We start from the raw sequence: 26,526 nt of genomic DNA on the forward strand, positions 1-26,526 counted from the left end.
GCTAGGCGCGCCGGCGATGACTGCTGCCGATCTTCGCGACCTGTTCCTCGCCACCCTGGTGAAGGAGGCCGGCGGCAACCGCCGGCGCTGGCGGATCGTGCTCGGCGAGGTGCGGGTCTACGATCGTGCCACCCACGCGCATTGCAACTGGTCGGTGTCGCCGTCGGGCAGTTATGACGAGATCGCCGAGGTCGAGCGGGTCGCCGACGACCTGCGCGCGCGATATCCGCTGATCGACTAGGACGCGGCGCCTCGGCCGAGGCGCTCGGCATGCCAGCCGAGGTGATCGGCCATGAAGGTAGCGATGAAATAATAGCTGTGGTCGTAGCCAGGCTGCATCCGCAGCGTCAGATCGATTCCGGCCTCGGCACAGGCCGCGGCGAGCAGCTCGGGCCTGAGCTGTTCGGCAAGGAACTGGTCGGCGTCGCCCTGGTCGACGAGCAGCGCCGGCGCGCGCGCGCCATCCTCGATCAGTGCCACCGCGTCATACGCGCGCCACGCGGCGCGGTCAGGCCCGAGATAGCCGCCGAGCGCCTTCTCGCCCCAGGGCACTCGAGCGGGTGCGACGATCGGCGCGAAGGCGGAGACGGCGCGGTAGCGGTCGGGATAGGTGAGGCCGATCGTGAGCGCGCCATGGCCGCCCATCGAATGGCCCATGATCGATTGACGGGCCATGTCGGCGGCTGGAAACTCGGCCGCGACCAGTGCCGGCAATTCATCAGTGACGTAGCGCCACATCCGGTAATTGGCGGCGAACGGCGGCTCGGTGGCGTCGACGTAGAAGCCGGCGCCGAGGCCGAAGTCATAGGCGCTGGCGGGATCGTCGGCGACGCCCTCGCCGCGTGGGCTGGTATCGGGCGCGACGAAGATCAGGCCGAGCGCGGCGCAGGCGCGGCGATAGTCGCCCTTGTCGGTGACGTTGGCGTGGGTGCAGGTGAGGCCGGAGAGATACCACACCACCGGCAGCGCGGTACCTTCCTCATGTGGCGGCACATAGACCGAGTAGGTCATCGACGTGCCGGTGGCGCTCGACTGATGCCGGTACACGCCCTGAGTGCCGCCGAACGCACGGTTGGTCGACAGCGTCTCGACCGTCATGCCGGCACCGGCAGCCGGTGGAGCGCGCACAGCTTGTTGCCATCGGGATCGCGCAGATAGGCAAGGTAGAGCGGCCCTACGGGCCCCTGGCGGATACCAGGATCGTCCTCCACCGGCGTGCCGCCGTTGGCAGCGCCAGCCTGATGCCAGGCATCGGCCTGCTCGGCGCTGGCCATCACGAAGCCGGTGGTGCTGCCGTTGCCGGCGGTGGCTGGCGCGCCGTCGATCGGGCGGGTGATCAGCAGACGACCGCCGTTGTGCGCGTAGAACAGCCGGCCATAGCGATCGATCTGTCCGGCCGGCCCGCCGATCGCGGCGAACAGGGCGTCGTAGAAGCGGCGCGAGCGCTCGAGATCATCGCTGCCGAGCATCATGTGGCTGAACATCGGGTTCCTTTCGTGATTGGTGACTAGCGGTTGCGGACAGGCGCCCGCACGCCCGCCCGCTCGATCAGAACAGCACCACGCTGCGGATGCTCTCGCCGGCGTGCATGAGGTCGAAGCCCTTGTTGATCTCGTCGAGGGTGAGGACATGGGTAATCATCGGATCGATCTCGATTTTGCCGTTCATGTACCAGTCGACGACCTTGGGCACGTCGGTGCGTCCCTTGGCGCCGCCGAACGCGGTGCCGCGCCAATTGCGCCCGGTGACGAGCTGGAACGGCCGGGTGCTGATCTCCTTGCCGGCCTCGGCGACGCCGATGATGATGCTGGTGCCCCAGCCGCGGTGGCAGGCCTCGAGTGCGGTGCGCATGACTTCGGTGTTGCCGGTACAATCAAAGGTGAAGTCGGCGCCGCCGTCGGTGAGCGCGAGGATCGCTGCGATCGTCTCCTCGCGCGACTGGCCGGCGGGGTTGATGAAGTCGGTCATGCCGAAGCGGCGACCCCATTCCTCGCGATCGGGGTTGATGTCGACGCCGATGATCCTGTTCGCACCGGCCATCTTGGCGCCCTGGAGCACGTTGAGGCCGATGCCGCCCAGGCCGAACACGACGATGTTGTCGCCGACCTGGACCTTGGCGGTGTTGACCACCGCGCCGACTCCGGTGGTGACCCCGCAGCCGATGTAGCAGCTGGTCTTGAACGGCGCGTCCTCGCGGATCTTGGCGACGGCGATCTCGGGCAGGACGGTGAAGTTCGAGAAGGTCGAGCAGCCCATATAATGGAAGATCGGCTGGCCCTTGTAGCTGAAGCGGGTGGTGCCGTCGGGCATCAGGCCCTTGCCCTGGGTGGCGCGGATCGCGGTGCAAAGGTTGGTCTTGCCGCTGAGGCACGACTTACACTGGCGGCATTCGGGCGTGTAGAGCGGGATGACGTGATCGCCCGGCGCAACCGAGGTGACGCCGGCGCCGACCTCGCGGACGATGCCCGCGCCCTCATGGCCGAGCACGCTCGGGAACAGGCCCTCGCTGTCGAGCCCGTCGAGCGTATAAGCATCGGTGTGGCAGATGCCGGTCGCCATGATCTCCACCAGCACCTCGCCGGCCTTGGGGCCTTCAAGATCGAGCTCGACGATCTCGAGCGGTTGCTTGGCTTCGAAGGCGACGGCAGCGCGGGTCTTCATGGCATCATCTCTCCAGGCGGAACCGGCGGGTGAGTAGGCACTTTGCGCGCGCTTGGTAAGCCGTTTGCGCAACCAAGACCCGATGCGCTGGCATCATTCGCGCAATTCTCAGCCGGTGTTCGATACGCAAACGGATCGATCCGCCGTGCCCCTCGTTCCCCGTCTAGATCATCAAGGGGATTCGGGTGCGTACCAGTCATATCACCACGGCGCTGCTGGCTTCAATTGCGCTAGCCGGCTGCCAGGTTTCGACGACGACCAGCAATTCCACCGCCACCACCACCGGAACGCCGCCGAGCATCGCTCAGGCCGATCTCCAGGCTGCAGCGAGCGATGCCGATGGCAAGGCCTTTTACGCAGCAAACAACTGGCAGGCGGCCTGGACCGATGGCTCGGCGAAGGCGCTGGTGGACGCGATCGATCACCGCGCTGCGCACGGCCTCGACCAGTGGCAGGTGCCGTTGCCCGCCAAGGACTCGAGCCCCGCGGCACGCGAGGCGGGGCTGACCCGCGCGGCACTGCTCTATGCCGGCGCGCTCGCGCATGGCGTCACCGATCCGACCCAGCTCTACAAGATTTATACCTTGCCGCGGCCGACGACGGACGTGCGCGTCGGGCTGCTCGGAGCGCTGAAGGCAGGCAAGCTCGCTGATTGGCTCGGCTCGCTGGCGCCGCAGAACGACACGTACAAGCAACTCTCCAAGGCCTATCTCGGCTACCGCAAGGATGCCGGCGCCGGCACGCCCGGCGCGATCCCGCCGGTGGAAAAGCCGATCGAGATCGGCGACAGCAACCCCCGCGTGCCGATCATCGCCGCGCGACTGGTCGACAATGAGTATCTTCCTGCCGAGGCCGCGCCGCGCGCCACTGGCTCGACTTCGCCGTCACCGGTCTACACGCCGGCAGTCGCGGCCGGGGTGAAGCGGTTGCAGGCCGACTATGGGATCGAGCCCGACGGCAAGATCGGCGCCGACACGCTCGAGCTGCTCAACCAGTCGCCCGCCGATCTCGCGCGCGCGACGGCGGTGGCGCTGGAACGCCAGCGCTGGCTCGACCGGGCGCCACCGGCAACGCGGATCGACGTCAACCTCGCCACCGCGCGGCTCAACTATTGGCGCGACGGCAAGGTCGTCGACAGCCGCAAGGTGGTGGTCGGCGATCCGGAGACGCCGACGCCGCAGCTCGGCTCGCCGATCTTCCGCCTGGTCGCCAATCCGACCTGGACGATCCCTCGGTCGATCCAGGAGAAGGATCTCAAGGGCAAGAGCGCGGCCTATCTGCACCAGCACAACATGGCGTGGAAGGATGGCTGGATCGTCCAGCAGCCGGGCCCGCAGAACTCGCTCGGCCTGGTCAAATTCGACATGCAGAACGATCACGCGATCTATCTCCACGACACGCCGGCCAAGACGCTGTTCGACAAGAATCAGCGCCAGCTGAGCCATGGCTGCATCCGGGTGTTCGATGCGCTCGGCTTTGCCGGGGTGATCGCCGCGGCCGAAGGCGTCACCGACGAATGGAACCAGGCGCGAGCGACCGGCAAGGAGACCTTCGTCAAGTTGCCGCAGCAGATCCCGGTGAGGCTGCTCTACGATACGGTGGTACCGGACGGGCAGGGCGGGGTTGCGGTGCGCACCGATCCCTATGGCTGGAACGATGCGGTTTCGCAGAAGATCGGCTTCGGTGTCGCGCCCGGCAAGCACTTCCACGCCGAGACCGGAGACGTCGGGCCGTAACGGCTGGACGCTTCCGCACGCACGGCCGGGATGGGGACCCTCGCGTCCCGGCCATTTTCGTTTGTGTGACCTCAAAACCACGCAACAATGCGTTAGAAGCGGATATCGTATAATGTATTTGACTAACGAGTAACGGCGTGATGGATTGGTGGTAGATAGAAAAAGGGAAGCGGCCACCTCATGACATCGTTCGTCGGCACCAATCGTCAGCGCGCTTGCGCAGGGGCATTCATCGCCATGCTGCTCTCGACCAGCGCCTATGCGCAGGTCGTGCCGGGCCCAGAGGCCCCCACCGAAGCGGTCTCGGTGCCCGACGCCGCCGCTGCGGCGGACGATACGATCGTGGTGACCGGCACGCGGATTCGCCGGCCGGACTTGGAGAGCAACAGCCCGATCACCACGGTGAGCAACCAAGAGATCAAATATACCGGCGCCATCCAGGTCGAGAACGTGCTCAACCGGCTGCCGCAGTTCACCGCCGACGCCAATGAGAACGTCTCGAACGGCTCGGACGGCACCTCGAACGTCAACCTGCGCAATCTCGGCTCGAACCGCGTGCTGACGCTGCTCAACGGCCAGCGGCTGATGCCCTCGCAGGCGATCGATCTCAACTTCGTGCCTTCGTCGCTGATCGACCGGATCGACGTCGTCACCGGCGGCGCCTCTGCGGTGTACGGCTCGGATGCCTTGTCCGGCGTCGTCAACTTCGTGCTCAAGGACCATCTCGACGGGCTGCGCCTCGACGTTCAGGGCGGCCTTACCCAGCATGTCAACAACGACAGCTACCTGCGCGGGCTGACCGATGCTGCCGGCTACAGCAGCGCACCGCGCCATGTCGCCGACGGCGGCAAGCAGGACATCAACGCCGCCTACGGCAAGAACTTTGCAGACGGCCGCGGCAACATCACCGTCTACGGCGGCTATCGTCATGCCGACCCGGTGCTGGAATCGACCCGCGATGTCTCGGCGTGCGCGCTCAACCAAGTCGATTCCGATACCACAGCCGGCACCGGCCTGACCTGTGGCGGCTCGAGCAATGGCACCTACGGCGCCTTTACGCCGCTCGGGGGTCCAAACCAGGGCAAGACCCTCGCCAACAGCAAGGATGGCAGCAAGAGCTGGGTGCCGTACGACTCCAGCTTCGCCTATAACTATTCGCCCACCAACTACTTCCAGCGCTCCGACGAGCGCTACACCGGCGGCGCTTTCGCCAAGTTCCAGATCGTGCCGGCTGCCGAGGTCTATGGCAGCTTCATGTACATGAAGGATCATACCTTCTCGCAGGTGGCGCCATCGGCGCTGTTCTTCGGGACGGCCTTCTCCGTGCCGTGCAACAACCCGCTGATGAGCGCGACCCAGCAGGCCGCGCTGTGCGGTGCCAACGCCGGCACGGCGGCGACTCAGGATACGCTGATCGGCTATCGCCTGGGCTCGGGCCAGTCGCGCCGCGACGACTTGCGCCACCAGGATTACCGCTATCAGGCGGGCATCCGTGGCGACATCGGCCACGGCTTCAACTATGACGTCAGCTACCTGTACTCGCTCGTGAAATATAACGAGACGTACATGAACAACGTCGACAATGTGAAGGCGCAGCGCGCGCTCAACGTCGTCAACGTCAACGGCGTTCCGACCTGCCAGTCGGTGATCGACGGCAGTGATCCTGCCTGCGTGCCGATCAACGTCTTCCAGGCGAACAGCATCACCGCCGATCAGGCCGCCTATCTGTTCTCGGAAAGCAACACCGCGTCGCGCAATTCGTTGTCAGTGGTCTCGGCCAACCTTACCGGCGATCTTGGCACCTTCGGCATCACCAGCCCGTGGGCGAGCCGCGGCGTCAACATCGCGCTGGGCTTCGAGCATCGCCGCGAAACGCTCAACTTCACCGTCGATGCGATCGCGCTGCAGAACGGTTCGGCGCCATCAGACGGGCAGATCACCGTCAACGAGGGCTATGGCGAGATCGAAGTGCCGATCCTGCAGAACCTGCCGTTTGCTCATGCGCTGACCCTCAACGGCGGCCTCCGCTACTCATCCTACAACAACGACCAGCGGTCGTCCGGGATCAGCTCGACGTACAACGTGTGGACCTACAAGGGCGAGCTCAGCTGGGCGCCGTCGCAGGACGGGCGCGTGCGTCTGAGCTACAACCGCGCGATCCGCGCGCCGAACGTGGGCGAACTGTTCGCCGCGCAGACGGTGGGCAACGTCGCGGCCCAGGATCCCTGCTCGGGTGCGTCGCCGACGGCATCGCTGGCCGCCTGTCAGCTGACCGGCGTCACCGCCGCGCAATATGGCAGCATCATTGCCTGTCCTTCCACGCAATGCTCGGGTCAGTTCGGCGGCAATGCCGCGTTGAAGCCGGAAACCGCCGACACCTATACCGCGGGCGTGGTGCTGACGCCGCGCAAGTTGCGCAACTTCACGCTGTCGCTCGATTACTACCACATCAAGATCAAGGACTATATCAGCTCGGTCGCGCCGTCGCTGGCGATCAGCCAGTGCATCGCCACCGGCGATCCCTATTATTGCGGCCTGTTCAAGCGTGACCCGCGCTCCGGCGCGATCTTCGGCACCGATGGCTATATCATCTCGACCACTTACAACACCGGCTCGCTCAAGACGTCGGGCCTCGACATCGCTGCCGATTACACCCTTGGCATGGGCTCGTTCGGCAAGGTCAATCTCAACCTGGTCGGCACGCGCGTGTTCAACCAGGTGTCCGAGCCGCTGCCGGGCCTCGGCACCTACGACTGCAACGGATACTTCGGCTACACTTGCGGTCAGCCCAACCCGAAGTGGCGCCACGTGATGCGCGCGACCTGGATCATGCCGGAAGGCGCGACCCTGTCGCTGGCATGGCGCTACATCGACAGCACCAAGCTGTCGTCGCTGTCCGACAACTCGTTCCTCAACGGCACCGGAAGTGCCGTGAATGGCCGGATCCCCGTGTACAATTACTTCGATCTCGCCGGCACCGTCTCGGTCGGCAAGGGATTGTCGCTGCGCGCCGGTGTCAATAACCTGCTCGACAAGGATGCGCCGGCGATCGCCTCCGGCATCCTCTCCTCGTTCAGCAACGGCAACACCTATCCGGGCGTGTATGATACCCTCGGCCGCACGATCTTCGTGGGTGCGACCGTTAACTTCTAAGCCGGGCAGGCCGGGCGCAGCGCGTCCGGCCTTGCTGCAACACGAGTAACCTCATGAACGATCTTGGCCGTCGCGACCTTCTGAAAACCAGCGGGGCGACGGCCTTGGCGGTGATGGCGCCGGGCGCGGCAGCAGGTGCCGTTAGCCGCAACTCGACCGCCACCTCGCCAGCGAGCCCGCGCATCGTGGTGCCGCTCGACGACGGCTGGCGCTTTCACCTTGGCCATGCGACCGATCCCGCCAGCGACTTCGGCTTCGGCGGCAGCCACGATACCTATGGCAAATCGGGCGACGTCGGCACGCCGGTGGCCGAGGCTACGTTCGATGACGCCGGCTGGACGGCGGTCGGCCTGCCGCATGACTGGGCGGTGGACCTGCCGTTCGAGCAGTTCGGTCCCGCCGGCAGCGACCGCGACAAGACCGGCGCCTATCAGGGCTTCAAGCCGCTCGGGCGGCTGTGGCCGGCGACCAGCGTCGGCTGGTATCGCCGCATCATCCGCCTCGATGCCGCCGATGCCAACCGTCGGCTGCTGCTCCAGTTCGATGGCGTATCGCGCGACTGCCTGGTGATCCTCAACGGCTTCGTGGTGGGATCGAACGAGAGCGGCTATGCGCCGTTCGAAGTCGACGTCACCGATTTCGCCAAGCCGAACGCCGACAATATACTCGTGGTGCGCTGCGACGTCAGCCTCGGCGAGGCCTGGTCGTACGAAGGGGCCGGGCTCTACCGCCATGTGCGGCTGGTCAAGGCGGCACCGGCGCATGTGCGCCGCTGGGGCGCCACGGCGCGCTGCACCGTCACCGCGGCCGGCGCCGAGGTGAGCGTCACCACCGAGATCGCGAACCATGGCGCCGCTGCCGAAGCCGTGGTGCGCTCGACTATCCTTGGCCCAGACCGTCGCGTGCTGGCGGTGCTCGTTTCGGATCCGCTGCAATTGCAGGCCTGGGGCGAGGTGGCACCGACGCAGCATGCCTCGATTGCCCAGCCGGCTTTGTGGTCGCTCGAAACGCCGCACCTTCACACGCTGGTGACCGAGATTCTGGTGGGCGGCACCGTCGTCGATCGCGACGAGTGCCGGTTCGGCATACGCACCATTCGCTTCGACCCGGATCACGGCTTTTTCCTCAACGGCAAGCCGGTAAAGATTAAGGGCACCTGCAACCACCAGGACCATGCCGGCGTCGGCTTTGCGGTGCCCGGCAGCCTCCACGTCTGGCGGCTCGAGCAGCTAAAGGCGATGGGTGCCAACGCCTATCGCTCGACGCACCATTCGCCGGCACCCGCGATCCTCGATGCCTGCGACCGGCTGGGTATGCTGGTGATGGACGAGACCCGCCAGATGTCGAGCAACGCCGAGGGAATTAGCCAACTCGAGCGGGTCGTCCGCCAAGGGCGCAACCATCCGAGTGTGTTCATCTGGAGCATCGGCAACGAGGAGATCCACCGCGGCACCGAGACCGGTGCGCGAATCGCCGAGACGATGAAGCGCAAGGTCTACGAACTCGACGGCACCCGGCCCGTGACCGAGGCCTTTAACGGTAAGTTCGGCGAGGGCGCCTCGCGCGTGCTCGACGTGATGGGCTGCAACTATTATCTCGACGCGATCGACGGATTTCACGCCGCGCACCCGACCACACCGATGATCGGCACCGAGACCGGCAGCACGGTGATGACCCGCGGCGAATACGCGCGCGACGACAAGGCGGGCGTGGTGCCGGCCTATGACCAGGAGTTCCCGCGCTGGGCGACCACCGCGGAGACGTGGTGGAGCTTTTACGACGCGCGACCCTTCCTCGCCGGCGGCTTCGTGTGGACCGGGTTCGACTATCGCGGCGAGCCGACGCCGTTCGAGCGCTGGCCGGAGAATGCCTCCAATTTCGGCCAGATGGACCTGTGCGGCTTCCCCAAGGACAATTACCATTATTATCGCGCCTGGTGGAGCGCCGAGCCGGTGCTGCACCTGTTCCCGCACTGGAACTGGGCGGGGCGCGAGGGCCAGCCGGTGTCGGTCTGGGTGCACAGCAACTGCGACGCGGTGGAACTGTTCCTCAACGGCGAGAGCCTCGGCCGCCAAGCAGTGACGCGCAACAAGCATCTCGAGTGGCAGGTAAATTACGCACCGGGGCGGATAACCGCGCACGGCTTTCGCGCCGGCAAGCGGATCATGATTGCCGAGCGCCAGACCACCGGGGCGGCGGCGCGGATCGGGCTGTCGAGCGATCGGCGGCACCTTGCCCCCGGCGAAGTGGCGGTGGTGCGCGCGGCGGTGCTCGACGGTCAGCGCCGCGAGGTGCCTACGGCGGCCAATCGCATCGCCTTCACGCTGGCGGGCGATGCAACGCTGCTCGGTGTCGGCAACGGCGATCCGCGCAGCCTGGAGCCGGATCATGCCAGCGCGCGCTCGGCCTTCAACGGGCTGGCGATGGCGCTGGTTCAGGCGGGGCCGCGGGGCGGCGCGATCCGCCTGGAGGCGCATGCCGAGGGGCTGCTGCCGGCGATGCTGCCGCTGATCGGCACAGCCTGAAGCGCTGCTGCTTCCCGCTTCATTCCGCCTATCACCCAATCGAAAGATCCCCATGTCCCGTTTTCGCCGGCCTTTCGGTGCGCTCGCGCTGACCCTGTTCTGCGCCTCGACCGTGCTCCACGCGCAACAGGCGCCGGGGCCCACCGCCGCCGATGTCACTCGCTCGATCGGCTTGCGGCGGGCGTGGCAGGATCTCACCCGCGAGGTGGCGTGGCCGGCACATTGGTCGGCGGACAGCCGCCGGTTCGTCTATCGCAAGACGGTGGCGGGCGGGTTCGCGTTCGAGGCGGTCGATGCCGGCACGCTGGCCAAGACACCGGCGTTCGACGCGGCCAGGCTGGCGACGGCGCTCGGTGCGGCACGGCACGAGACAGTGGACCCGCTCCATTTGCCGTTCGCCGATATCGCATTCGCCGACGAGGGCAAGGCGATCACCTTCACGCTCGAAGGGGCCGATTGGCAATGCGGGATCGTCGATTATCGCTGCGCACCCGAGGTGGCGGGAGAGTCTCGCCGCCCGCGCGGGTTCGGCGTGGTCCGCGATCTTTCAGTACCCGCGGACAACAGCCCCACGCCATCGCCGGACGGCCAGTGGACAGCCTTCGTCCAGGGCGACAATCTCGTCGTTCGTCGCGACGACAGCCCGGCGGTTCGGCTGAGCAGCGACGGCTCGGCCGGCGACTTCTACGATCCTGAGACGCTGCGCTGGTCGCCGGACGGAAGGCACATCATGATCTACCGGGTCCGCCCCGGTTATCAGCGCCATGTGCTGCGGGTGGAATCCTCGCCGGCCGGGCAGATCCAGCCGGGGCTGCAGAGCCAGCTCTATCCCAAGCCCGGCGACGCGATCGATCAGGAGCAGCCGGTGTTGTTCGACGTCGCCAGTGGCCGCGAGACGGTGATCGACCCGGCGTTGTTCCCCAACCCCTACCAGCTCTCCAGCCCGCGCTGGCGTCGCGACGGCCGCAGCGTCGCGTTCGATTACGTCCGTCGCGGCTTCGGCCAGGCGCGGATCATCGCCGTCGATGCCGACAGCGGCGTAGCGCATGCCGCGGTAACCGAGGACGCCCGGACCTTCGTCTACGCCGATCGTCGCTTTGCTCATGAGGTCGACGAGTCCGGCAACGAAATCGTCTGGGAGTCCGAGCGCGACGGCTGGAATCAGCTTTACCTGATCGATGGTCGCAACGGGCGGGTGAAGAATCGGATCACCAACGGCCGGTGGGTGGTCCGCGACGTGATCAAGGTGGATGATGCCAAGCGCCAGATCTGGTTCGTCGCCAGCGGGATGAACCCGGGGGAGGATCCCTATTTTCGCCACGCCTATCGCGTCGACTTCGACGGCCGCCACTTGACCGCGCTCACCCCGGTAAACGCCGACCACGATGTCGGCTTCTCGCCAGACATGACGCGCTACGTGGACACCTATTCGCGCGTCGACCTGCCAACGATCAGCGAACTGCACCGTGCCGACGGCACGCTGGTCGCGACGATCACCAAGGGCGACGACAGCGCGCTGCGCGCCGCCGGCTTCCGGGCGCCGGAGGTGTTCGTCGCCAAGGGGCGCGATGGCGTCACCGACATCTGGGGCGTGGTGGTGCGCCCGCGCAACTACGATCCGGCCCGGCGCTATCCGGTGATCGAGAACATCTACGCCGGCCCGCACGACAGTTTCGTACCCAAGGGCTATTGGCCGTTCGGCTATCATGCCGGCGGCGACAAGGTGATCGGCATGCAGGAGCAGGCCGATCTTGGCTTCATCGTCGTTCAGATCGACGGCATGGGCACCGCCAATCGCTCCAAGGCGTTCCAGGACGTGGCGTGGAAGAACCTCGCCGACTCCGGCTTTCCCGACCGGATCCTGTGGCACAAGGCGATGGCGGCGAAGGACCCGTCGTACGACATCAGCCGCGTCGGCATCTACGGCGCCTCGGCGGGCGGGCAGAGCACCCTCAACGCGCTGCTGTTCCATGGCGATTTCTACAAGGTCGGCGTCGCTTATGCCGGCTGCTACGACAATCGCATGGACAAGATCAGCTGGAACGAACAGTGGCTCGGCTGGCCGGTGGACAAGAGCTATGCCGCCGCCTCGGGCGTAGACAACGCCTATCGGCTGACCGGCAAGCTGCTGATGATCGTCGGCGAGCAGGACAGCAATGTCGATCCGGCCTCGACGCTGCAGGTCGCCGATGCGTTGATCAAGGCCAACAAGGATTTCGACCTGCTGGTGGTGCCCGGCGCCGAGCATAGCGTCGGCCGCTCGACCGGCCCGATCGACTATGTCGCCCGTCGGCAGTTCGATTTTTTCCTGCGCAATCTCGCCGATCAATCTACGGTTGCGTGGAATGAAGCGCCGGCCCTGCACTGAAGGCGCGCGTGATTACACCCTTGCGCCATCTACCCTTCAGCTTAGTATACGATATCCAGACGGAGAGTGGACATGCGGGCGACGCGGCGGGAATTGATGTGGGGAATGGCGGCGGTGACGCTGGTGCCGGCGCAGGGGATTGCCCGCGCGCGTGGCGCGGGGCTGCTGCCGGCCAGCGCCAAGCCGCTACCGCTCGCCGCGGTGCGGCTGCGGCCTTCGGCCTATGCCACGGCGGTAGAGGTCAACCGCGCCTATCTGCTGCGGCTCAGTGCCGATCGGCTGCTGCACAATTTCATGGTCTATGCCGGGTTGCCCGCCAAGGCGCCGCTCTACGGCGGCTGGGAAAGCGACACGATCGCCGGCCATACGCTCGGCCATTACCTCACCGCGCTGGTCAAGATGAACGAGCAGACCGGTGACGCCGAATGCCGAACGCGCGCCAATTACATCGTGTCCGAGCTGGCGCGGGCCCAAGCCAAGCGCGGTACCGGCTATGTCGGCGCGCTCGGGCGCAAGCGGAAGGACGGCACCGTCGTCGACGGCGAGGAGATCTTCCCCGAGGTAATGAGGGGCGAGATCAAGTCGGGCGGGTTCGACCTCAACGGCTCGTGGTCGCCGCTCTATACGGTGCACAAGACCTTTGCGGGTCTGCTCGACGTCCATCAGGCCTGGGGCAGTACCCAGGCGCTTGCCGTCGCTACCGGACTGGGCGAGTATTTCGCGCGCGTCTTCGCGGCGCTTAGCGACGAGCAGATGGAGAAGTTGCTGAGCTGCGAATATGGCGGGCTCAACGAGAGCTTCGCCGAGCTCTACGCGCGCACCGGGGACCGCAAGTGGCTCGCGGTCGCCGAGCGGGTCTACGACCACCGCGTGCTCGACCCGCTGGTCGCGGGGCAGGACAAGCTCGCCAACTTTCACGCCAACACGCAGGTGCCCAAGCTTATCGGCCTCGCCCGTATTCACGAGCTGAACGGCAAGCCCGAGCCGGCGAACGCCGCGCGCTTCTTCTGGACCACCGTCACCCAGCATCACAGCTATGTGATCGGCGGCAATGCCGACCGCGAGTATTTCTCCGAGCCGGACACGATCGCCACCCACATCACCGAGCAGACCTGCGAGCATTGCAACAGCTACAACATGCTCAAGCTGACCCAGCACCTCTACAGCTGGAAACCCGATGGGGCGCTGTTCGACTATTACGAGCGCACCCACCTCAACCATGTGATGGCAGCGCAGAACCCGAAGAATGCCGGCTTCACTTACATGACGCCGTTGATGACCGGCGCCGATCGCGGCTATTCGACGCCGGACGATGACGCCTTCTGGTGCTGCGTCGGGACCGGAATGGAGAGCCACGCCAAGCATGGCGAGGCGATCTTCTGGGAGGGCGACGGCACCCTGCTGGTCAATCTCTACATTCCCGCCGAGGCGCAATGGAAGGCGCGTGGCGCCGATCTGACGCTCGACACTCGCTATCCGTTTGAACCGGAGTCGCGACTGACGCTGACCGGGCTTGCCAAGCCTGGCCGCTTCGCCATTGCGCTGCGCGTGCCCGGCTGGGCCGGCGGGCAGGCGGTGGTGACGGTCAACGGCCAGCCGGTGACCCCGGCAATCGAGGGCGGCTATGCGATCGTGGACCGGCGCTGGAAGAAAGGCGATACCGTTGCGATCACCCTGCCGCTCGACCTGCGAATTGAGTCGGCGCCGGGGGATTCGAACACCATCGCCTTCCTGCGCGGGCCGATGGTGATGGCGGCCGATCTGGGCCCCAACGAGACCAAATGGGATAGCGCCGATCCGGCAATGGTCGGCGAGGATCTGCTCGGTCGCTTTACCCCGACGGATCCGGCGCGCGCGACCTATGCGACGCAAGGCATCATCCGTCCGGCAGACCTGTCGTTCGTGCCCTTCTACAGCCAGTATGACCGGCGCAGCGCGGTCTATTTCAAGCGCTTCACCGAGGCGGCGTGGAAGAGCGAGGAAGCCGCCTTCACTGCGGAGCAGGCCAAGGCCCGCGACATCGCTGCCCGTTCGGTGGACGTGATGCACCTCGGCGAGATGCAGCCCGAGCGCGATCACAATCTCACCTCCGACATCTCCTATCCGGTGAGCTATCGCGGCCGGAATGGCCGCGACGCGCGATCGGGCGGGTTCTTCGAATTTGCGATGAAGACCAAACCCGGTCAGCTGGTGCTGCAGGCGACCTATTGGGGCGACGAGCGCGGGCGCGACTTCGACATCCTCGTCGACAATGTGAAAATCGCCACCCAGCATCTCGAGGCGGACAAACCCGGCAAGTTCTTCGACCTGGAATATCCGCTGCCGCTCGCGCTCACCAAGGGCAAGGCGAGCATCAAGATCCGCTTCGTGCCGCGTGACCGCTCGTCGGCAGGGCCGGTGTTCGGTGTGCGCCTGTTCACCGCCAAGCCCGGCAGCATCGCGTGAGTGAGGCCGACGAGGGCGTCCGCCTGACGCTCGACGAGGTGCGCGTGCTGGCCCGGCGGGTGCTGCTCGGCGCCGGACTGTCGCAGGATCATGCCGCGGCGGTCGCGGAGACGATGGTGGCGGGCGAGCGCGACGGCTGCACCAGCCATGGCATCTACCGCTTGCTGGTCGCCGCCAACAGCATCGCCCGCGGCGTGGTCGTCACCCATGCCGTGCCGGCGGTGAGCGAGCCGGCCCGCGCGCTGGTCAAGGTGGATGGCGGCGGCGGCTTTGCCCAGCTGGCGTTCGAACGCGGCCGCGGACTGCTCGCCGACAAGGCGCGTCGCTACGGCATTGCCGCGCTGGCGCTCAACAACGTCGTCCATTTCGCCGCGCTGTGGCCCGAGGTCGAGGCGCTCGCCAGCGAGGGGCTGGTGGCGCTTGCCTTTACCCCGAGCCATGCCTGGGTTGCGCCCGCGGGCGGCACCGAGCCGGTGTTCGGCACCAATCCGATCGCCTTCGGCTGGCCGCGGCCGGGCGGGCACCCGTTCGTGTTCGATTTCGCCACCAGCGCCGTCGCCCGCGGCGAGATCGAGCTGCACCGCCGCGCCGGCAAGCCGGTGCCGGATAGTTGGGGCTATGACGCGGCCGGCCGGCCGACCACGGATGCCGAGGCAGTACTGGCAGGCGCGATGCGTACCTTCGGCGGCCACAAGGGATCGGCGCTCGCGGCGATGGTCGAGCTGCTCGCAGGTCCGCTGATCGGCGACATGACCAGCCGCGAGTCGATCGCGGCCGATGGCGGTCGCGGCGGCTCGCCGATCGGCGGCGAGCTGATCGTCGCCATCGACCCTGCAGGCTTCCTCGGCGATGCCGTGGCCGATCATCTCGCCCGCGCCGAAGCGATGTTCGCCGCGATCGAAGGGCAGGGGGCGCGCCTGCCATCGCAGCGGCGCTACCAAGCCCGCGCGCGCAGCCTCGCTGACGGCGTGGTGATCGCGCCGGCCCTCTACCGAGACATCATGGCCCTGGCCCAAGGAGAATGACGATGCGAACCCTGGTGCTGAGCCTTGCCCTCGCGACGACGATGCTGGCGCCGGTCGCGTCGGAGGCTAAACCTGCGGCCCGCCCGGCAACGCGCGCCGCCTCCCCGGACAAGAGGTTCGAGGCGATCTACACCGCCGAGTACAGCTGGCGACAGCATCAGACGGCGCGCGACGAGGATAATCCCAACGGCCAGGCGCATCTGCCCGATGTCGGCCCGGCAGCGCAGGCCGAGCGGCTGGCGCGCTGGACCCAGGTATCGCAGCAGCTCGCCGCAATCACGCCGGTGCGGCTCAGCCCTGCCAACCGCGTCAACTTTGCGGTGTACAAGCAGCAGATCGATGCGCTGCTCGCCGAACAGCGCTTCCGCGATTATGAAAAGCCGCTCACCGCCGACACCAGCTTCTGGGGCGATATCGCCGGCGCCGCCCGCGAGCCGCAGCGCAGTGTCGAAGACTATCGCAATTATATCGCGATGCTGCGTGAGGTGCCGCGCTATTTCGACCAGCAGACCGCCAATATGCGCGCCGGCCTAGCGCGTGGCTTCACCCCGTCGCAGGTGACGCTGCAGGGCCGAGACATCGGCGTTGCCCAGGTGGTGGACGCCAAGACGGTGGAAGACTCGCCCTTCTACGCGCCCTTCAAGACCTTTCCCTCGACGATCCCTGCCGCGGACCAGGCATCGTTGCGCCAGCAGGGCATCGCGGCGATCACCGAGGCGGTGGTGCCGGCGCATGTCAAGCTGCTCGCCTTCCTGCGCAACGACTATATTCCGCATGCCCGCACCGCGCTCGCCGCCTACGACCTGCCCGACGGTCATGCTTATTATCTGTCCAAGGTCCGCGAATATACCACGCAGGACATCACGCCCGAGCAGATCCACGCGCTGGGCCTGGCCGAAATCGCCAAGATCCGTGCGCGGATGGATGGCGTTATGCGCGAGGTGAAGTTCAAGGGCGACCTGCAGGCGTTCTTCAACCACCTGCGCACCGATCCCCAATTCTATCCCAAGACGCCGGAGGAACTGCTGTATCGCGCCGCATGGATCGCCAAGACATTTGACGGCAAGGCCTCGCAATGGTTCGGCCATCTGCCGCGTAGCCGGTTCGCGATCAAGCCGGTGCCGGACGATCTCGCGCCCTTCTACACCGGCGGCCGCGGCGGCCCGGGCATCTACCTCGTCAACACCTGGAACCTGCCGTCGCGCCCCTTCTATTCGCAGGCGGCGCTGACGCTCCACGAGAGTGCGCCGGGCCACGCCTTCCAGATGCCGCTCGCCGCCGAGAACAAGAACCTGCCGGCGTTTCGGCGCGATACCTATCTTTCGGTCTACGGCGAGGGCTGGGCGCTTTATTGCGAGGCGCTCGGCGAGGACATGGGGATGTACGAGACGCCTTATGACCTGTTCGGCTATCTGAGCTACCAGGCCTGGCGTGCGGCGCGGCTCGTCGTCGACACCGGCATCCATGCCAAGGGCTGGAGCCGCGAGCAGGCGCAGGCCTATCTCCACGACAACACCGCATTGTCTGATCATGAGATCGAGACAGAGGTGGACCGTTACATCGCCTGGCCGGGTCAGGCCTTGTCCTATTACATGGGCGAGCTCGCCTTCCAGCACGCGCGCGCCAAGGCGCAGACGGCGCTCGGGCCGAAGTTCAACATCCGCGCCTTCCATGATGCGATGCTGGAGATGGGCTCGGTGCCGATCCCGGTGATCGAGGCACGCACCGACCAGCTGATCGCGGCCGGCGGCAAAGGGCCGTATCCCGACGAAGAGTAAGGGAGGGTTTAGTGCGGCTCGACATGTGAGCCGCTGTCACCCCGGAGCCGCTCCGGGGTCCCTCCACTTTGTAGAGCGGCGCGCCTTGAGCGTCGAAGGGTCTCTTCGTCATTCCAGCGACCGCTGGGATCTTTACGTTCAATGCCCAGCAAAAGCGGCGAAACACCCCAGCTTTCGCGGGGGTGACGCCATTGCGCGGCGGGCGAGGCTGGTCGCCTGACGCGCAGACTGCCTCTTTGCCTCGTTCTCCCGCCGCTTTAATCGTCGCTCAGGCCTTCGCAGGGACCAGCCGGCCGGCGTCGCTGTGGCGACGTCCATAGGCAAAATAGACCAGCAGCCCGGCGGCGTTCCAGATCACGAAGCGCACCAGGGTCGAGGTCGGCAGGCTGGCGAGCAGGTAGAGGCAGCCGAGCACGGTGAGTCCACCAACCACATAGGCGGCCGGGCAGCGGAACAGCCGCGGCAGATCGGGCGCGGTGCGACGGAGCACGATCAGGCAGACGCCGACCGAGATGAACGCGATCAGCGTGCCGGCGTTGGCAAGTTCGGCGATCTCGTCGAGCCGGAAGAAGCCGGCGACCGCGGCGATCGACAGGCCGGTCAGCAGCGTGATCAGCGTCGGCGCGCCGGTGCGCGGGGATACGGTGGCGAGACGGCGGGGCAGCAGGCCGTCGCGCGCCATCACGAAGAAGATGCGGCTCTGGCCGTACATCATCACCAGGATCACCGACGGGAGCGCGATCACCGCGGCGAGCGCGATGAGCTGCGCCGCGAACGGCTGGCTCAGCTGCCGCAGCACCAGCGCCAGCGGCTCGGGCGAATTGGCGAGCTGGGTGAAGGGAAGGGCGCCGATCGCACTCACCGCCACCGCCATGTAGATCACCGTGCACACCAGCATCGAGCCGACGATGCCGATCGTCAGATCGCGCTTGGGGTTCTTGGTTTCCTCGGCCGAGGTCGCGACCGCGTCGAAGCCGTAGAAGGCGAAGAACACGATCGCCGCCGCGGCCATCACCCCGCGCTTGTGGCCGCCGGATTCCACCGAACCGAAGCCATAGGGCATGAACGGGTGGAGGTTGGCGCCCTTGAAGGCAGGCGCGGCGTAGACGACGAAGATGGTCAGCGCGACCAGCTTGATGATCACCAGCACGATGTTGAGTGTCGCGCTCTGGCGGGTGCCGAGGATCAGCATGCCCATCACCGCGAGCGCCACCAGCACCGCGGGCAGGTTGATCAGCCCGCCGCCGTGCGGGCCGACGAGCAGGGCATGAGGCAAATGGATCCCCGCCGCCTCGATCCAGCCGACCAGATAGCCCGACCAGCCGACCGCAACGGTGGAACAGGCGAGCGAGTATTCGAGGATCAGGCTCCAGCCGACCACCCAGGCGATGCCCTCGCCGAGCGCGGTGTAGCTGAAGGTATAGGCGCTGCCCGCGGCGGGGATCAGCGTCGCAAGCTCGGTATAAGCGAGCGCCGCGCAGCCGCAAATGACGCCGCAGATCACGAAGGCGAGGATCACCGCCGGGCCGGCACGTTCGGCGCCGACGCCGACCAGCGTGTAGATGCCGGTGCCGACGATCGCGCCCACCCCGAGTGCGATCAGATGCGGCCAGCTCAGCGTCTTGGCGAGGCCTTGTAGTTGGGATGCCGGGGAATCGAGCGATTTACGTGGTCCGAACATTGGCACCCCCCATGGTGTTGCGTCAGTAAGAGCTGGCGCCGAGCTGGCCGCGAAGATCGGTCAGCGTCGACTGGATGTGGCTGGCGAGCAGCGTCGCCATCTGCGCTTCGTCACGGGCGAGCCAGGCATCGAGCAACTGGCGATGCTCGAGATGGGCACGGTCCTCGCGACCGGCGGGCTGCAGGTGCGCGACGACATAACGCTCGGCAAGGATCGCGAGCCGCTCCACCAATTGTGTGGTCAGCAGCCTGCGACCGGGCCGGACAAGGGCGGTGTGGAACACGCGGTTGCGCACCGCGACTTCGGCGAGGCGCTCGCCGGCGGCGCTGTCCAGCTCCTCAAAGGCGATGCGAGCGTTGTCACGATCCGCGTCGTCGGCAATGGTCGCGGCATAAGCGGCGGCCTGGGGCTCGATGTTTAGGCGCAGCGCAAAGATCTCTTCGGCCTGTTCGGCCGACATCGGCCGCACCGCATAACCGCGATTGGCGTGGCTGGAGAGCAGGCCCTCCTGCTCGAGCCGGGCGAGCGCCTCGCGCAACGGAATCTTGCTGACGCCGAGTTCGGAGGCCAGCGCATCCTGGCGGATCGGCGCATTGCCGGGCAGCTTGCCGGTGACGATCTGCTCGCGGACGATCTCGAACACCTGCTCAGATAAGGTGCGGACGACGATGCTCATGACCTGGCTCCGATGCAGGAAAGAGAGCGGCGGAGAGGCCCGCGGCTCACGTGACCTGGAAACCTTCCCAGAACGGATCGCTGCGATCAATCCAGATCGTGTTGAAACCGGTGGCGATCGCGGATCCCTCGATCGACGGTACGATTGCCGGCGTGTCGCCGAGTGTGGTCTCCGCTTCGACGCGGCCGATGAAGCGGCTTCCGATGTAGCTTTCGTGCACGAAGCGCTCGCCGACGGCGAGGCGGCCACTGTCGGCGAGATGGGCTAAACGTGCCGAGGTGCCGGTGCCGCACGGCGACCGGTCGATCGCCTTTTCGCCGTAGAAGACCGCGTTGCGGCCATCGGCGCCGTCCCCACGTGGCTTGTCCGCCCACAGGATGTGGCTGACGCCGCGGATGGTGGGATCGAGCGGGTGGACCGGCTCGAACTTGGCGCGGATCGCCTCGCGGATCAGCCCGCTGAGGTGGATCAGCTCGCTCGCGCCGAGATCGTCCAACCCAGTGTAGCGGCCCTGCGGCTCGACGATCGCATAATAATTGCCGCCATAGGAGACGTCGATCGACAAAGGGCCGATGCCCTCGACATCCACCTGGATGCCCTTGGCGGCGACATAGGCCGGCACGTTGGTGATCCGTACCGCGGTGACCTTGTCGCCCTCGGTCTCATAGGCGATGTCGATTACCCCGGCAGGCACTTCGACGCGCAGCTTGCCGGGCTCGGCGGGCTGGATCAGCCCGTGCTCGAGGCCGAAGGTGACCATGCCAATGGTGCCATGGCCGCACATCGGCAGGCAGCCGCTGGTCTCGATGAACAGGATGCCGATATCGGTATCGGCGCGCGTCGGCGGGTAAAGGAAGCCGCCGGACATCATGTCATGCCCGCGCGGTTCAAAGCATAGACCGGTGCGGATCCAGTCGAACCGCGTGAGGAAATCCTGCCGCCGCTCCGACATCGACGCCCCCTTGAGGAGGGGCGCCCCGCCCGCAACCAGGCGGACGGGGTTGCCGGCGGTGTGGCCGTCGATGCAGAAGAAGGTGTGGCGCATCGCTGGTGCCTATCAGGCTGCCTTGGCGGGGGCGAGGCTTGGCCGGGTCGCCGCGGCCTGTTCGACCATCGCGATCACCTCGGCGCGGCGTTCGCCGACCAGCGGGTAACGCGGCGGCAGCACCCGCTCGGAACCGCGGCCCATGACCTGCTCGGCAAGCTTGATCGACTGGACGAGGTCATGTTCGGCATCGAGGTGGAGCAGCGGCATGAACCAGCGATAAATTTCCATCGCCTTGGCATGATCGCCACGCTCGAATGCCGCGACCAGCTCAACCGATTCGCGCGGGAAGGCGTTGGTGAGGCCCGAGACCCAACCCTGGGCGCCAAGGTACAGGCCCTCGAGCGCGACGTCGTCGAGCCCCGCGAACAGCACGTAGCGGTCGCCGAAGGCGTTGCGCACGTCGGTGAAGCGACGGGTGTCCGGTGCCGATTCCTTGACCGCGACGATGTTGGCGACGTCGACGAGCGCGGCGAGCACCTCATTGTCGATGTTTGTGCGATAAGCGGGCGGGTTGTTGTAGAGCATGATCGGCAGCCCGACCTGGGTCGCCACGCCCTTGAAATGCGCAACCAGTTCAAGCGGCTTGGGTACGTAGACCATCGGCGGCAGCAGCATCAGGCCATCCGCGCCAGCGGCTTCGGCAGCCTGCGCATAGCGGACCGCACGGCGAGTGTCGTATTCGGAGACCCCGGTCACGACGGGGACGCGGCCGTTGACGGCCTCGACGATCGCGGTGAGCACCTCGACCTTTTCGTCGAAGTCGAACGAGTTGTTTTCGCCCACGGTGCCAAGCGCGATCACGCCGGTGACCCCGTCACGGATCAGATCATCGACGACGCGCTGCGTATCGGCCAAATCAATCGACAGATCCTCGCGGATCTGCGTCGTCACGGCTGGAAACACACCCTTCCACTTGACGGACATTCGGTATCGACCTTCCTGCGATTGTTTATATATACCGTATACGAAAGCGTTGGCTGCAGCGCAACAGGAGATTAGCGTGCGCTCTATCGGGATTGTCGGCGGCGGCATCGTCGGGCTGTGTTGCGCGGTGGCGCTGCTCGACAGTGGCGCAAGCGTGACGGTGTTCGAGGCGGATGGCAACCGCGCGGCTGCTTCATGGGGCAATGCCGGGCACATCGCGGTCGAGCAGGTCGAGCCGCTCGCATCTGCAGCAGCGTTGCGGTCGGCGCCGGGGCGCTTGTTCAGCCGCGGCGGTGCGCTTTCCTTGCCGCCGGCGATGGTGCGGACGTGGCTGCCGTTCGCAGCCCGGCTCGCCGCGGCGTCCACTCCCACGCGGTTTGCGGCGGGGACGGCGGCACTTGGCCCGCTGATGGCGGCGGCGATGCCCGCTTGGCAGCGCCTCGCCGAGCAGGTGGGAGCGAGCGCGCTGCTGCGCCGTGACGGCCACGTCGTCGCCTGGGAAAGCGCGGACACAGCATTCCACGGCCGGCGGCGCTGGGGCGAGACGGCGATCGGCACCGCGCGGATCGCCGACGTCGATGCCTCGACGCTGCGATGGCTGGAGCAACTAGCGCCGGGGATCGCCGGCGCGATCCGGTTCAGCGGCAGCGGGCAGATCGCCGATCTCGGGCAGATGGCCGACGCGCTGGACGCGGCTGTGATCGCGCGGGGCGGGCGTATCGTCCGCGAGCGAGCGCAGCTCGCCGAGCAAGCGGGCAGGGTCGTTATCGCCGGCCACGCGTGTGATCAGGTGCTGGTCGCAGCGGGCGTTCGCTCCGCAGCGCTGATGCAGAGCCTTGGCGTCGCCGTGCCGATGATCGCGGAGCGGGGCTATCACATCCGGGCCGCCGCCGAACGCTGGCCGGCCGACCTGCCGCCGGTGGTATTCGAGGACCGCTCGATGATCGTAACCCGCTATGCCAACTGCGTTCAGGCGGCGAGCTTCGTCGAACTCGGTGATCCGGACGCCCCCGCCGATCCGCGCAAATGGGAGCGGCTCGAGCGTCATGTCCGCGAGCTCGGCTTGCCGATCGACGGCCCCTTCCGGCACTGGATGGGCGCGCGCCCGACTTTGCCCGATTATCTGCCGGCGATCGGCCGCTCGACGGCTTTCGCAAATCTGTTCTATGCGTTCGGGCATCAGCATCTGGGGCTCACCCTCGCGCCGATCACCGCGCGGATTGTCGCCTCGCTGGTCGCCGGCGCGGCGCCACCGGTATCGATCGAGGCCTTTTCGCTCCAGCGCTTCAACAAAGGACGACGTGCATGACCATCGGCGGATCGACTGCGGCCGAACAGCTGGCCTTGCTTCAGCCATGGGCGGCGCAGGCGGCGCCGATCACCGCCGCCGAGCGGGCAGAGCGGCTGGATCGTGCCCGGTCGCTGATCGCGGCGGCAGGGGCCGACGCCTTGCTGGTCGGCGCCGGCGCTAGCCTGCGCTATTTCGCCGGCGTGCCATGGGGCGCAACCGAGCGGCTGGTGGCGATGCTGCTGCCGGTAGCGGGCGAGCCGATCTTCATCTGCCCGCGGTTCGAACAGGGATCGCTCGAGGCGGTGCTCGGCATTCCCGGCGAACTGCGCCTGTGGGAGGAAGATGAGAGCCCATACGCGCTGGTCGTCGATGCGATGACAGCGGCGGGCACCCGCCGGCTGCTGCTCGATCCGCAGCTGCCCTATGGCATGGCGAGCGCGCTCGCCGCGGCGGGCAGCGGGCTGGAGCTGGCCGATGGTGTCGGGGTGATCGACGGCTGCCGGATGATCAAGAGCGCAGCGGAGCTGGCTTTGCTAGCTCAGGCCAAGGCGATGACGCTGGAAGTGCAGCGGCGCGCGGCACTGATATTGGCCCCCGGCATCACCGCAAGCGAGGTTATTCGCTTCATCGACGCGGCACATCGCGCATTGGGCGCGGTAGCGGGCTCTTACTTCTGTGCGGTGCAGTTCGGCCGCGCGACGGCCTTCCCGCACGGCCTCCCGGGCGATCAGCAGCTCGAGGAGGACCAATTGGTGCTGATCGACACCGGCTGCCAGATCGACGGCTATCACTCCGACATCACCCGCACCTATGCCTTCGGCACGGTCGGCAACGACGAGCGCGCGATCTGGGAGATCGAGCAGGAGGCGCAGCAGGCGGCGTTCGCGGCGGTGCGCCCGGGGGCGCCGTGCGAGAGCGTCGACGCGGCGGCGCGCGCGGTGCTGGTGAAGGCCGGGCTCGGCCCCGATTATCGATTGCCGGGTCTGCCGCACCGGACCGGCCACGGCATCGGCCTGTCGATCCACGAGCCGGCCTATCTGGTGCGCGGCGACCGCACCCCGCTGGCGCCGGGCATGTGCTTTTCCAACGAGCCGATGATCGTGGTGCCCGGGCGGTTCGGCGTCCGGCTCGAGGACCATTTCCACGTCACCGAGACCGGCGCAGCCTGGTTCACCGACCCGCAGCCGTCGATCGATCGCCCGTTTGGCTGAACCCGCCCGCTGCGGTAGAGCGGAGCCGGGATGATGCAGCACATGCCGATCGCGCCGGGCACGCTCTACCTTGCCGCGGAATGGATCATCCGCCTCGGCGCGCTGGGCATCGTGCCGCTGCGGCGCACGCCCGCGGCGAGCCGCGCCTGGCTGCTGCTGATCTTCTTCCTGCCGATCGCCGGCCTGCTGCTGTTCCTCGCGATCGGCAACCCGCGCTTTCCCGGCTGGCGGACGGCGCGGTTCCGCAAGCTGCGGCCGTATTTTGCCGAGGTGGCGACGCGGCTTGACGACGGACGGCCCCGCAAGGCGGACGGCCCAGCCGCGGCGCTCGCGGGCACGCTTGGCTTCCTGCCGGCGGTGGACGGCAATCGCATCGAATTGATCGACGACTATGACGCCGCCATCGCGCGGCTGGTCGCGGATATCGATGCGGCACGGCACAGCGTGCACCTCCTGGTCTATATCTTCGCCGACGACGCCACCGGCCTGCTCGTGGTCGACGCGCTGCGCCGGGCGCGGGCGCGCGGCGTCCGCTGTCGGGTGATGTTCGATCCGGTCGGCTCGCATCATTGGCGGCGGGGCATCCGCCGGTCGCTGGCAGCAGCGGGGGTCGAGGTGCGCGAGGCGCTGCCATTCAGGCTGCTCGGCCGCCGTACCCGCCGCGACATGCGCAACCATCGCAAGCTGTTCGTGGTCGACGATGCGATCGGCTATGCCGGATCACAGAACATCGTCGCCAAGGATTTCCGGCCGGGCGTGATCAACCGCGAGCTAGTGGCGCGACTAACCGGACCGGTGGTGGCGGGCCTCGGCGCAGTGGTGGCGGCCGATTGGAGCATCGAGACCGGCGAGCCGCCGGCGCCGCCGCCGCCGATCCCGGCGCCGGCCGGCGATGCGCGGGCGCAATTGTTGCCGAGCGGCGCCGATTTCCCGCTCGAGGGGCTCGAGACGCTGCTCGTCTGGCAGATCCACCAGGCCGTTTCGCGGGTGATCATCGTCACGCCCTATTTCATCCCGGACGATGCGGTGATGGGGGCGATGCGCACCGCGGTGGCGCGCGGCGTGACGGTGGATCTGGTGGTGTCGGCGGTGGTCGACCAGCGGCTCGTCAACCTGGCGCAATGTTCCTTCTACGACGACCTGCTGGTCGCGGGCGTGGGCGTGCATCTGTTCCGCGATTTCCTGCTCCACGCCAAGAACATCAGCATCGACGGGCGGCTCGCGATCCTCGGTTCGAGCAACGTCGACCTGCGCTCGTTCCAGCTCAACGAGGAGGCCAGCCTGTTGCTGTTCGACACGAGCTCGATCACCAGCGTGGAGACGATCCAGCACGGCTATCTGGCAGGCAGCGACACGCTGGATCTCGCGACGTGGCGTGCCCGGCCGCGGCGGCGCAAGGTCATCGAGAACGTCGCGCGGCTGGTCAGTTCGCTATTGTGAGGATCAGGGCGCGGCAGCGAACGGATCGTAGCTGCCGAACGTCCAGACGTTGCCCTCCACATCGCGGGCGCTGTAGCTGCGGCCGCCATAGGATTGATCCTCCGGCGGCATGAACAGCTCCGCCCCGGCAGCGCGGGCGATCGCGGCATGGCCGTCGACATCGTCGACCACCACGACGATCGACTGGGTGGTGCAACCCGCTTGCTTGACGGTGCGCATCCCCGCGGCTGTCGCAAACGGCGTCTGCAGCGCCGAGGCGAGCATGATCATCTCGCCGTCGCGGATCAACTGGGCGTGGTGGATGACGCTGGAATCGGTGGGATCGGGATAGATCGCATGGCGGCTGAAGCCAAACGCCTGGCACAGAAAGTCGATCGCGGCCGGGGCGTCGGCGTAGCGCAGCACCGGGATGATGGCGGGACGGATGGGCATGTGATCCTCCTTGGCTAAGGGATACGCGCACATGGGCAGGCGAGGTCACCGAGAACGGTGATCGCACGCTGCGCCGAAAATCGATCTTCCCGGCTCGATCGTCAATGCCATCGCAAAAGGCGCGCCATCACC

Annotated in this window: 19 protein-coding genes; 11 read left to right on the forward strand and 8 right to left on the reverse strand. The window is 66.9% G+C overall.

The window, feature by feature from the left end; all coding sequences use genetic code 11:
• Positions 1 to 16 precede the first annotated feature (16 nt).
• On the forward strand, positions 17 to 241 hold the full coding sequence (locus tag AC07M8_RS03530) for a hypothetical protein (RefSeq protein ID WP_495173001.1): 225 nt from the start codon (positions 17 to 19) through the stop codon (positions 239 to 241).
• On the opposite strand, the gene fghA is transcribed toward AC07M8_RS03530, so the two are convergent.
• The 3 genes from fghA to AC07M8_RS03545 all read right to left on the reverse strand — a co-directional run bounded on the left by fghA (position 238) and on the right by AC07M8_RS03545 (position 2,661).
• On the reverse strand, positions 238 to 1,098 hold the full coding sequence (gene fghA, locus AC07M8_RS03535; RefSeq protein WP_495173144.1) for an S-formylglutathione hydrolase: 861 nt from the start codon (positions 1,096 to 1,098) through the stop codon (positions 238 to 240). The two genes, AC07M8_RS03530 and fghA, sit on opposite strands and share 4 nt — an antisense overlap.
• Positions 1,095 to 1,484 carry a VOC family protein gene (locus AC07M8_RS03540; RefSeq protein WP_495173002.1) on the reverse strand — a complete coding sequence of 130 codons (390 nt, stop codon included), beginning with the start codon at positions 1,482 to 1,484 and terminating at the stop codon, positions 1,095 to 1,097. Before AC07M8_RS03540 ends, fghA begins: the two co-directional genes overlap by 4 nt.
• A gap of 64 nt (positions 1,485 to 1,548) precedes the next feature.
• On the reverse strand, positions 1,549 to 2,661 hold the full coding sequence (locus AC07M8_RS03545) for an S-(hydroxymethyl)glutathione dehydrogenase/class III alcohol dehydrogenase (protein WP_495173003.1): 1,113 nt from the start codon (positions 2,659 to 2,661) through the stop codon (positions 1,549 to 1,551).
• A gap of 185 nt (positions 2,662 to 2,846) precedes the next feature.
• Here AC07M8_RS03545 and AC07M8_RS03550 point away from each other — a divergent pair, with 185 nt between their 5' ends.
• The 7 genes from AC07M8_RS03550 to AC07M8_RS03580 all read left to right on the forward strand — a co-directional run bounded on the left by AC07M8_RS03550 (position 2,847) and on the right by AC07M8_RS03580 (position 17,691).
• Positions 2,847 to 4,397 carry a L,D-transpeptidase family protein gene (locus AC07M8_RS03550; protein ID WP_495173004.1) on the forward strand — a complete coding sequence of 517 codons (1,551 nt, stop codon included), beginning with the start codon at positions 2,847 to 2,849 and terminating at the stop codon, positions 4,395 to 4,397.
• Between the two features lie 180 nt (positions 4,398 to 4,577).
• Positions 4,578 to 7,550, forward strand: coding sequence for a TonB-dependent receptor domain-containing protein (locus AC07M8_RS03555; RefSeq protein WP_495173005.1), 2,973 nt, complete (start codon positions 4,578 to 4,580; stop codon positions 7,548 to 7,550).
• A gap of 53 nt (positions 7,551 to 7,603) precedes the next feature.
• The gene (galA, locus tag AC07M8_RS03560) at positions 7,604 to 10,075 is read left to right on the forward strand and encodes a beta-galactosidase GalA (RefSeq protein ID WP_495173006.1); all 2,472 of its coding nucleotides are present in this window, start codon (positions 7,604 to 7,606) and stop codon (positions 10,073 to 10,075) included.
• Positions 10,076 to 10,127: 52 nt separating this feature from the next.
• The gene (locus AC07M8_RS03565) at positions 10,128 to 12,443 is read left to right on the forward strand and encodes a DPP IV N-terminal domain-containing protein (protein WP_495173007.1); all 2,316 of its coding nucleotides are present in this window, start codon (positions 10,128 to 10,130) and stop codon (positions 12,441 to 12,443) included.
• 72 nt (positions 12,444 to 12,515) lie between these two features.
• Complete coding sequence (locus AC07M8_RS03570; protein WP_495173008.1) at positions 12,516 to 14,888, forward strand: beta-L-arabinofuranosidase domain-containing protein; 2,373 nt, start codon at positions 12,516 to 12,518, stop codon at positions 14,886 to 14,888.
• A complete protein-coding gene (locus AC07M8_RS03575; protein ID WP_495173009.1) occupies positions 14,885 to 15,913 on the forward strand; it encodes an Ldh family oxidoreductase in 1,029 nt (342 codons plus the stop codon). Before AC07M8_RS03570 ends, AC07M8_RS03575 begins: the two co-directional genes overlap by 4 nt.
• Positions 15,910 to 17,691: a DUF885 domain-containing protein gene (locus AC07M8_RS03580; protein WP_495173010.1), complete on the forward strand. Its 1,782-nt coding sequence runs from the start codon at positions 15,910 to 15,912 to the stop codon at positions 17,689 to 17,691. Before AC07M8_RS03575 ends, AC07M8_RS03580 begins: the two co-directional genes overlap by 4 nt.
• Positions 17,692 to 17,959: 268 nt before the next feature.
• Here the strand turns inward: AC07M8_RS03580 and AC07M8_RS03585 are convergent, their stop codons facing one another.
• The 4 genes from AC07M8_RS03585 to AC07M8_RS03600 are packed head-to-tail and all read right to left on the reverse strand — an operon-like array spanning position 17,960 to position 22,020.
• Positions 17,960 to 19,372, reverse strand: coding sequence for an amino acid permease (locus AC07M8_RS03585; protein WP_495173011.1), 1,413 nt, complete (start codon positions 19,370 to 19,372; stop codon positions 17,960 to 17,962).
• A gap of 22 nt (positions 19,373 to 19,394) precedes the next feature.
• On the reverse strand, positions 19,395 to 20,048 hold the full coding sequence (locus tag AC07M8_RS03590) for a GntR family transcriptional regulator (RefSeq protein WP_495173012.1): 654 nt from the start codon (positions 20,046 to 20,048) through the stop codon (positions 19,395 to 19,397).
• 46 nt (positions 20,049 to 20,094) lie between these two features.
• Complete coding sequence (locus tag AC07M8_RS03595; RefSeq protein WP_495173013.1) at positions 20,095 to 21,093, reverse strand: 4-hydroxyproline epimerase; 999 nt, start codon at positions 21,091 to 21,093, stop codon at positions 20,095 to 20,097.
• A 12-nt stretch (positions 21,094 to 21,105) separates the two neighbouring features.
• Positions 21,106 to 22,020, reverse strand: coding sequence for a dihydrodipicolinate synthase family protein (locus AC07M8_RS03600; RefSeq protein WP_495173014.1), 915 nt, complete (start codon positions 22,018 to 22,020; stop codon positions 21,106 to 21,108).
• 76 nt (positions 22,021 to 22,096) lie between these two features.
• On the opposite strand from AC07M8_RS03600, the gene AC07M8_RS03605 reads away from it, so the two are divergent.
• From AC07M8_RS03605 to AC07M8_RS03615, 3 genes are read left to right on the forward strand one after another with little or no spacing between them, the layout of a single operon-like run.
• On the forward strand, positions 22,097 to 23,329 hold the full coding sequence (locus AC07M8_RS03605; protein WP_495173015.1) for an NAD(P)/FAD-dependent oxidoreductase: 1,233 nt from the start codon (positions 22,097 to 22,099) through the stop codon (positions 23,327 to 23,329).
• Complete coding sequence (locus tag AC07M8_RS03610) at positions 23,326 to 24,522, forward strand: M24 family metallopeptidase (protein WP_495173016.1); 1,197 nt, start codon at positions 23,326 to 23,328, stop codon at positions 24,520 to 24,522. Before AC07M8_RS03605 ends, AC07M8_RS03610 begins: the two co-directional genes overlap by 4 nt.
• A gap of 33 nt (positions 24,523 to 24,555) precedes the next feature.
• Positions 24,556 to 25,962, forward strand: coding sequence for a phospholipase D-like domain-containing protein (locus tag AC07M8_RS03615; protein WP_495173145.1), 1,407 nt, complete (start codon positions 24,556 to 24,558; stop codon positions 25,960 to 25,962).
• A gap of 3 nt (positions 25,963 to 25,965) precedes the next feature.
• Here the strand turns inward: AC07M8_RS03615 and AC07M8_RS03620 are convergent, their stop codons facing one another.
• On the reverse strand, positions 25,966 to 26,394 hold the full coding sequence (locus tag AC07M8_RS03620) for a VOC family protein (protein WP_495173017.1): 429 nt from the start codon (positions 26,392 to 26,394) through the stop codon (positions 25,966 to 25,968).
• Between the last annotated feature and the right edge of the window lie 132 nt (positions 26,395 to 26,526).

Source organism: Sphingomonas sp. GW821-FHT09E03, assembly GCF_059416225.1.

Excerpts from the sequence above, each read along its gene's own strand:
- AC07M8_RS03530 (WP_495173001.1), top strand. The coding sequence starts at position 17 with ATGACTGCTGCCGATCTTCGCGACCTGTTCCTCGCCACCCTGGTGAAG.
- fghA (WP_495173144.1), bottom strand. The coding sequence starts at position 1,098 with ATGACGGTCGAGACGCTGTCGACCAACCGTGCGTTCGGCGGCACTCAG.
- AC07M8_RS03540 (WP_495173002.1), bottom strand. The coding sequence starts at position 1,484 with ATGTTCAGCCACATGATGCTCGGCAGCGATGATCTCGAGCGCTCGCGC.
- AC07M8_RS03545 (WP_495173003.1), bottom strand. The coding sequence starts at position 2,661 with ATGAAGACCCGCGCTGCCGTCGCCTTCGAAGCCAAGCAACCGCTCGAG.
- AC07M8_RS03555 (WP_495173005.1), top strand. The coding sequence starts at position 4,578 with ATGACATCGTTCGTCGGCACCAATCGTCAGCGCGCTTGCGCAGGGGCA.
- galA (WP_495173006.1), top strand. The coding sequence starts at position 7,604 with ATGAACGATCTTGGCCGTCGCGACCTTCTGAAAACCAGCGGGGCGACG.
- AC07M8_RS03565 (WP_495173007.1), top strand. The coding sequence starts at position 10,128 with ATGTCCCGTTTTCGCCGGCCTTTCGGTGCGCTCGCGCTGACCCTGTTC.
- AC07M8_RS03570 (WP_495173008.1), top strand. The coding sequence starts at position 12,516 with ATGCGGGCGACGCGGCGGGAATTGATGTGGGGAATGGCGGCGGTGACG.
- AC07M8_RS03580 (WP_495173010.1), top strand. The coding sequence starts at position 15,910 with ATGACGATGCGAACCCTGGTGCTGAGCCTTGCCCTCGCGACGACGATG.
- AC07M8_RS03585 (WP_495173011.1), bottom strand. The coding sequence starts at position 19,372 with ATGTTCGGACCACGTAAATCGCTCGATTCCCCGGCATCCCAACTACAA.
- AC07M8_RS03590 (WP_495173012.1), bottom strand. The coding sequence starts at position 20,048 with ATGAGCATCGTCGTCCGCACCTTATCTGAGCAGGTGTTCGAGATCGTC.
- AC07M8_RS03595 (WP_495173013.1), bottom strand. The coding sequence starts at position 21,093 with ATGCGCCACACCTTCTTCTGCATCGACGGCCACACCGCCGGCAACCCC.
- AC07M8_RS03600 (WP_495173014.1), bottom strand. The coding sequence starts at position 22,020 with ATGTCCGTCAAGTGGAAGGGTGTGTTTCCAGCCGTGACGACGCAGATC.
- AC07M8_RS03610 (WP_495173016.1), top strand. The coding sequence starts at position 23,326 with ATGACCATCGGCGGATCGACTGCGGCCGAACAGCTGGCCTTGCTTCAG.
- AC07M8_RS03615 (WP_495173145.1), top strand. The coding sequence starts at position 24,556 with ATGCAGCACATGCCGATCGCGCCGGGCACGCTCTACCTTGCCGCGGAA.
- AC07M8_RS03620 (WP_495173017.1), bottom strand. The coding sequence starts at position 26,394 with ATGCCCATCCGTCCCGCCATCATCCCGGTGCTGCGCTACGCCGACGCC.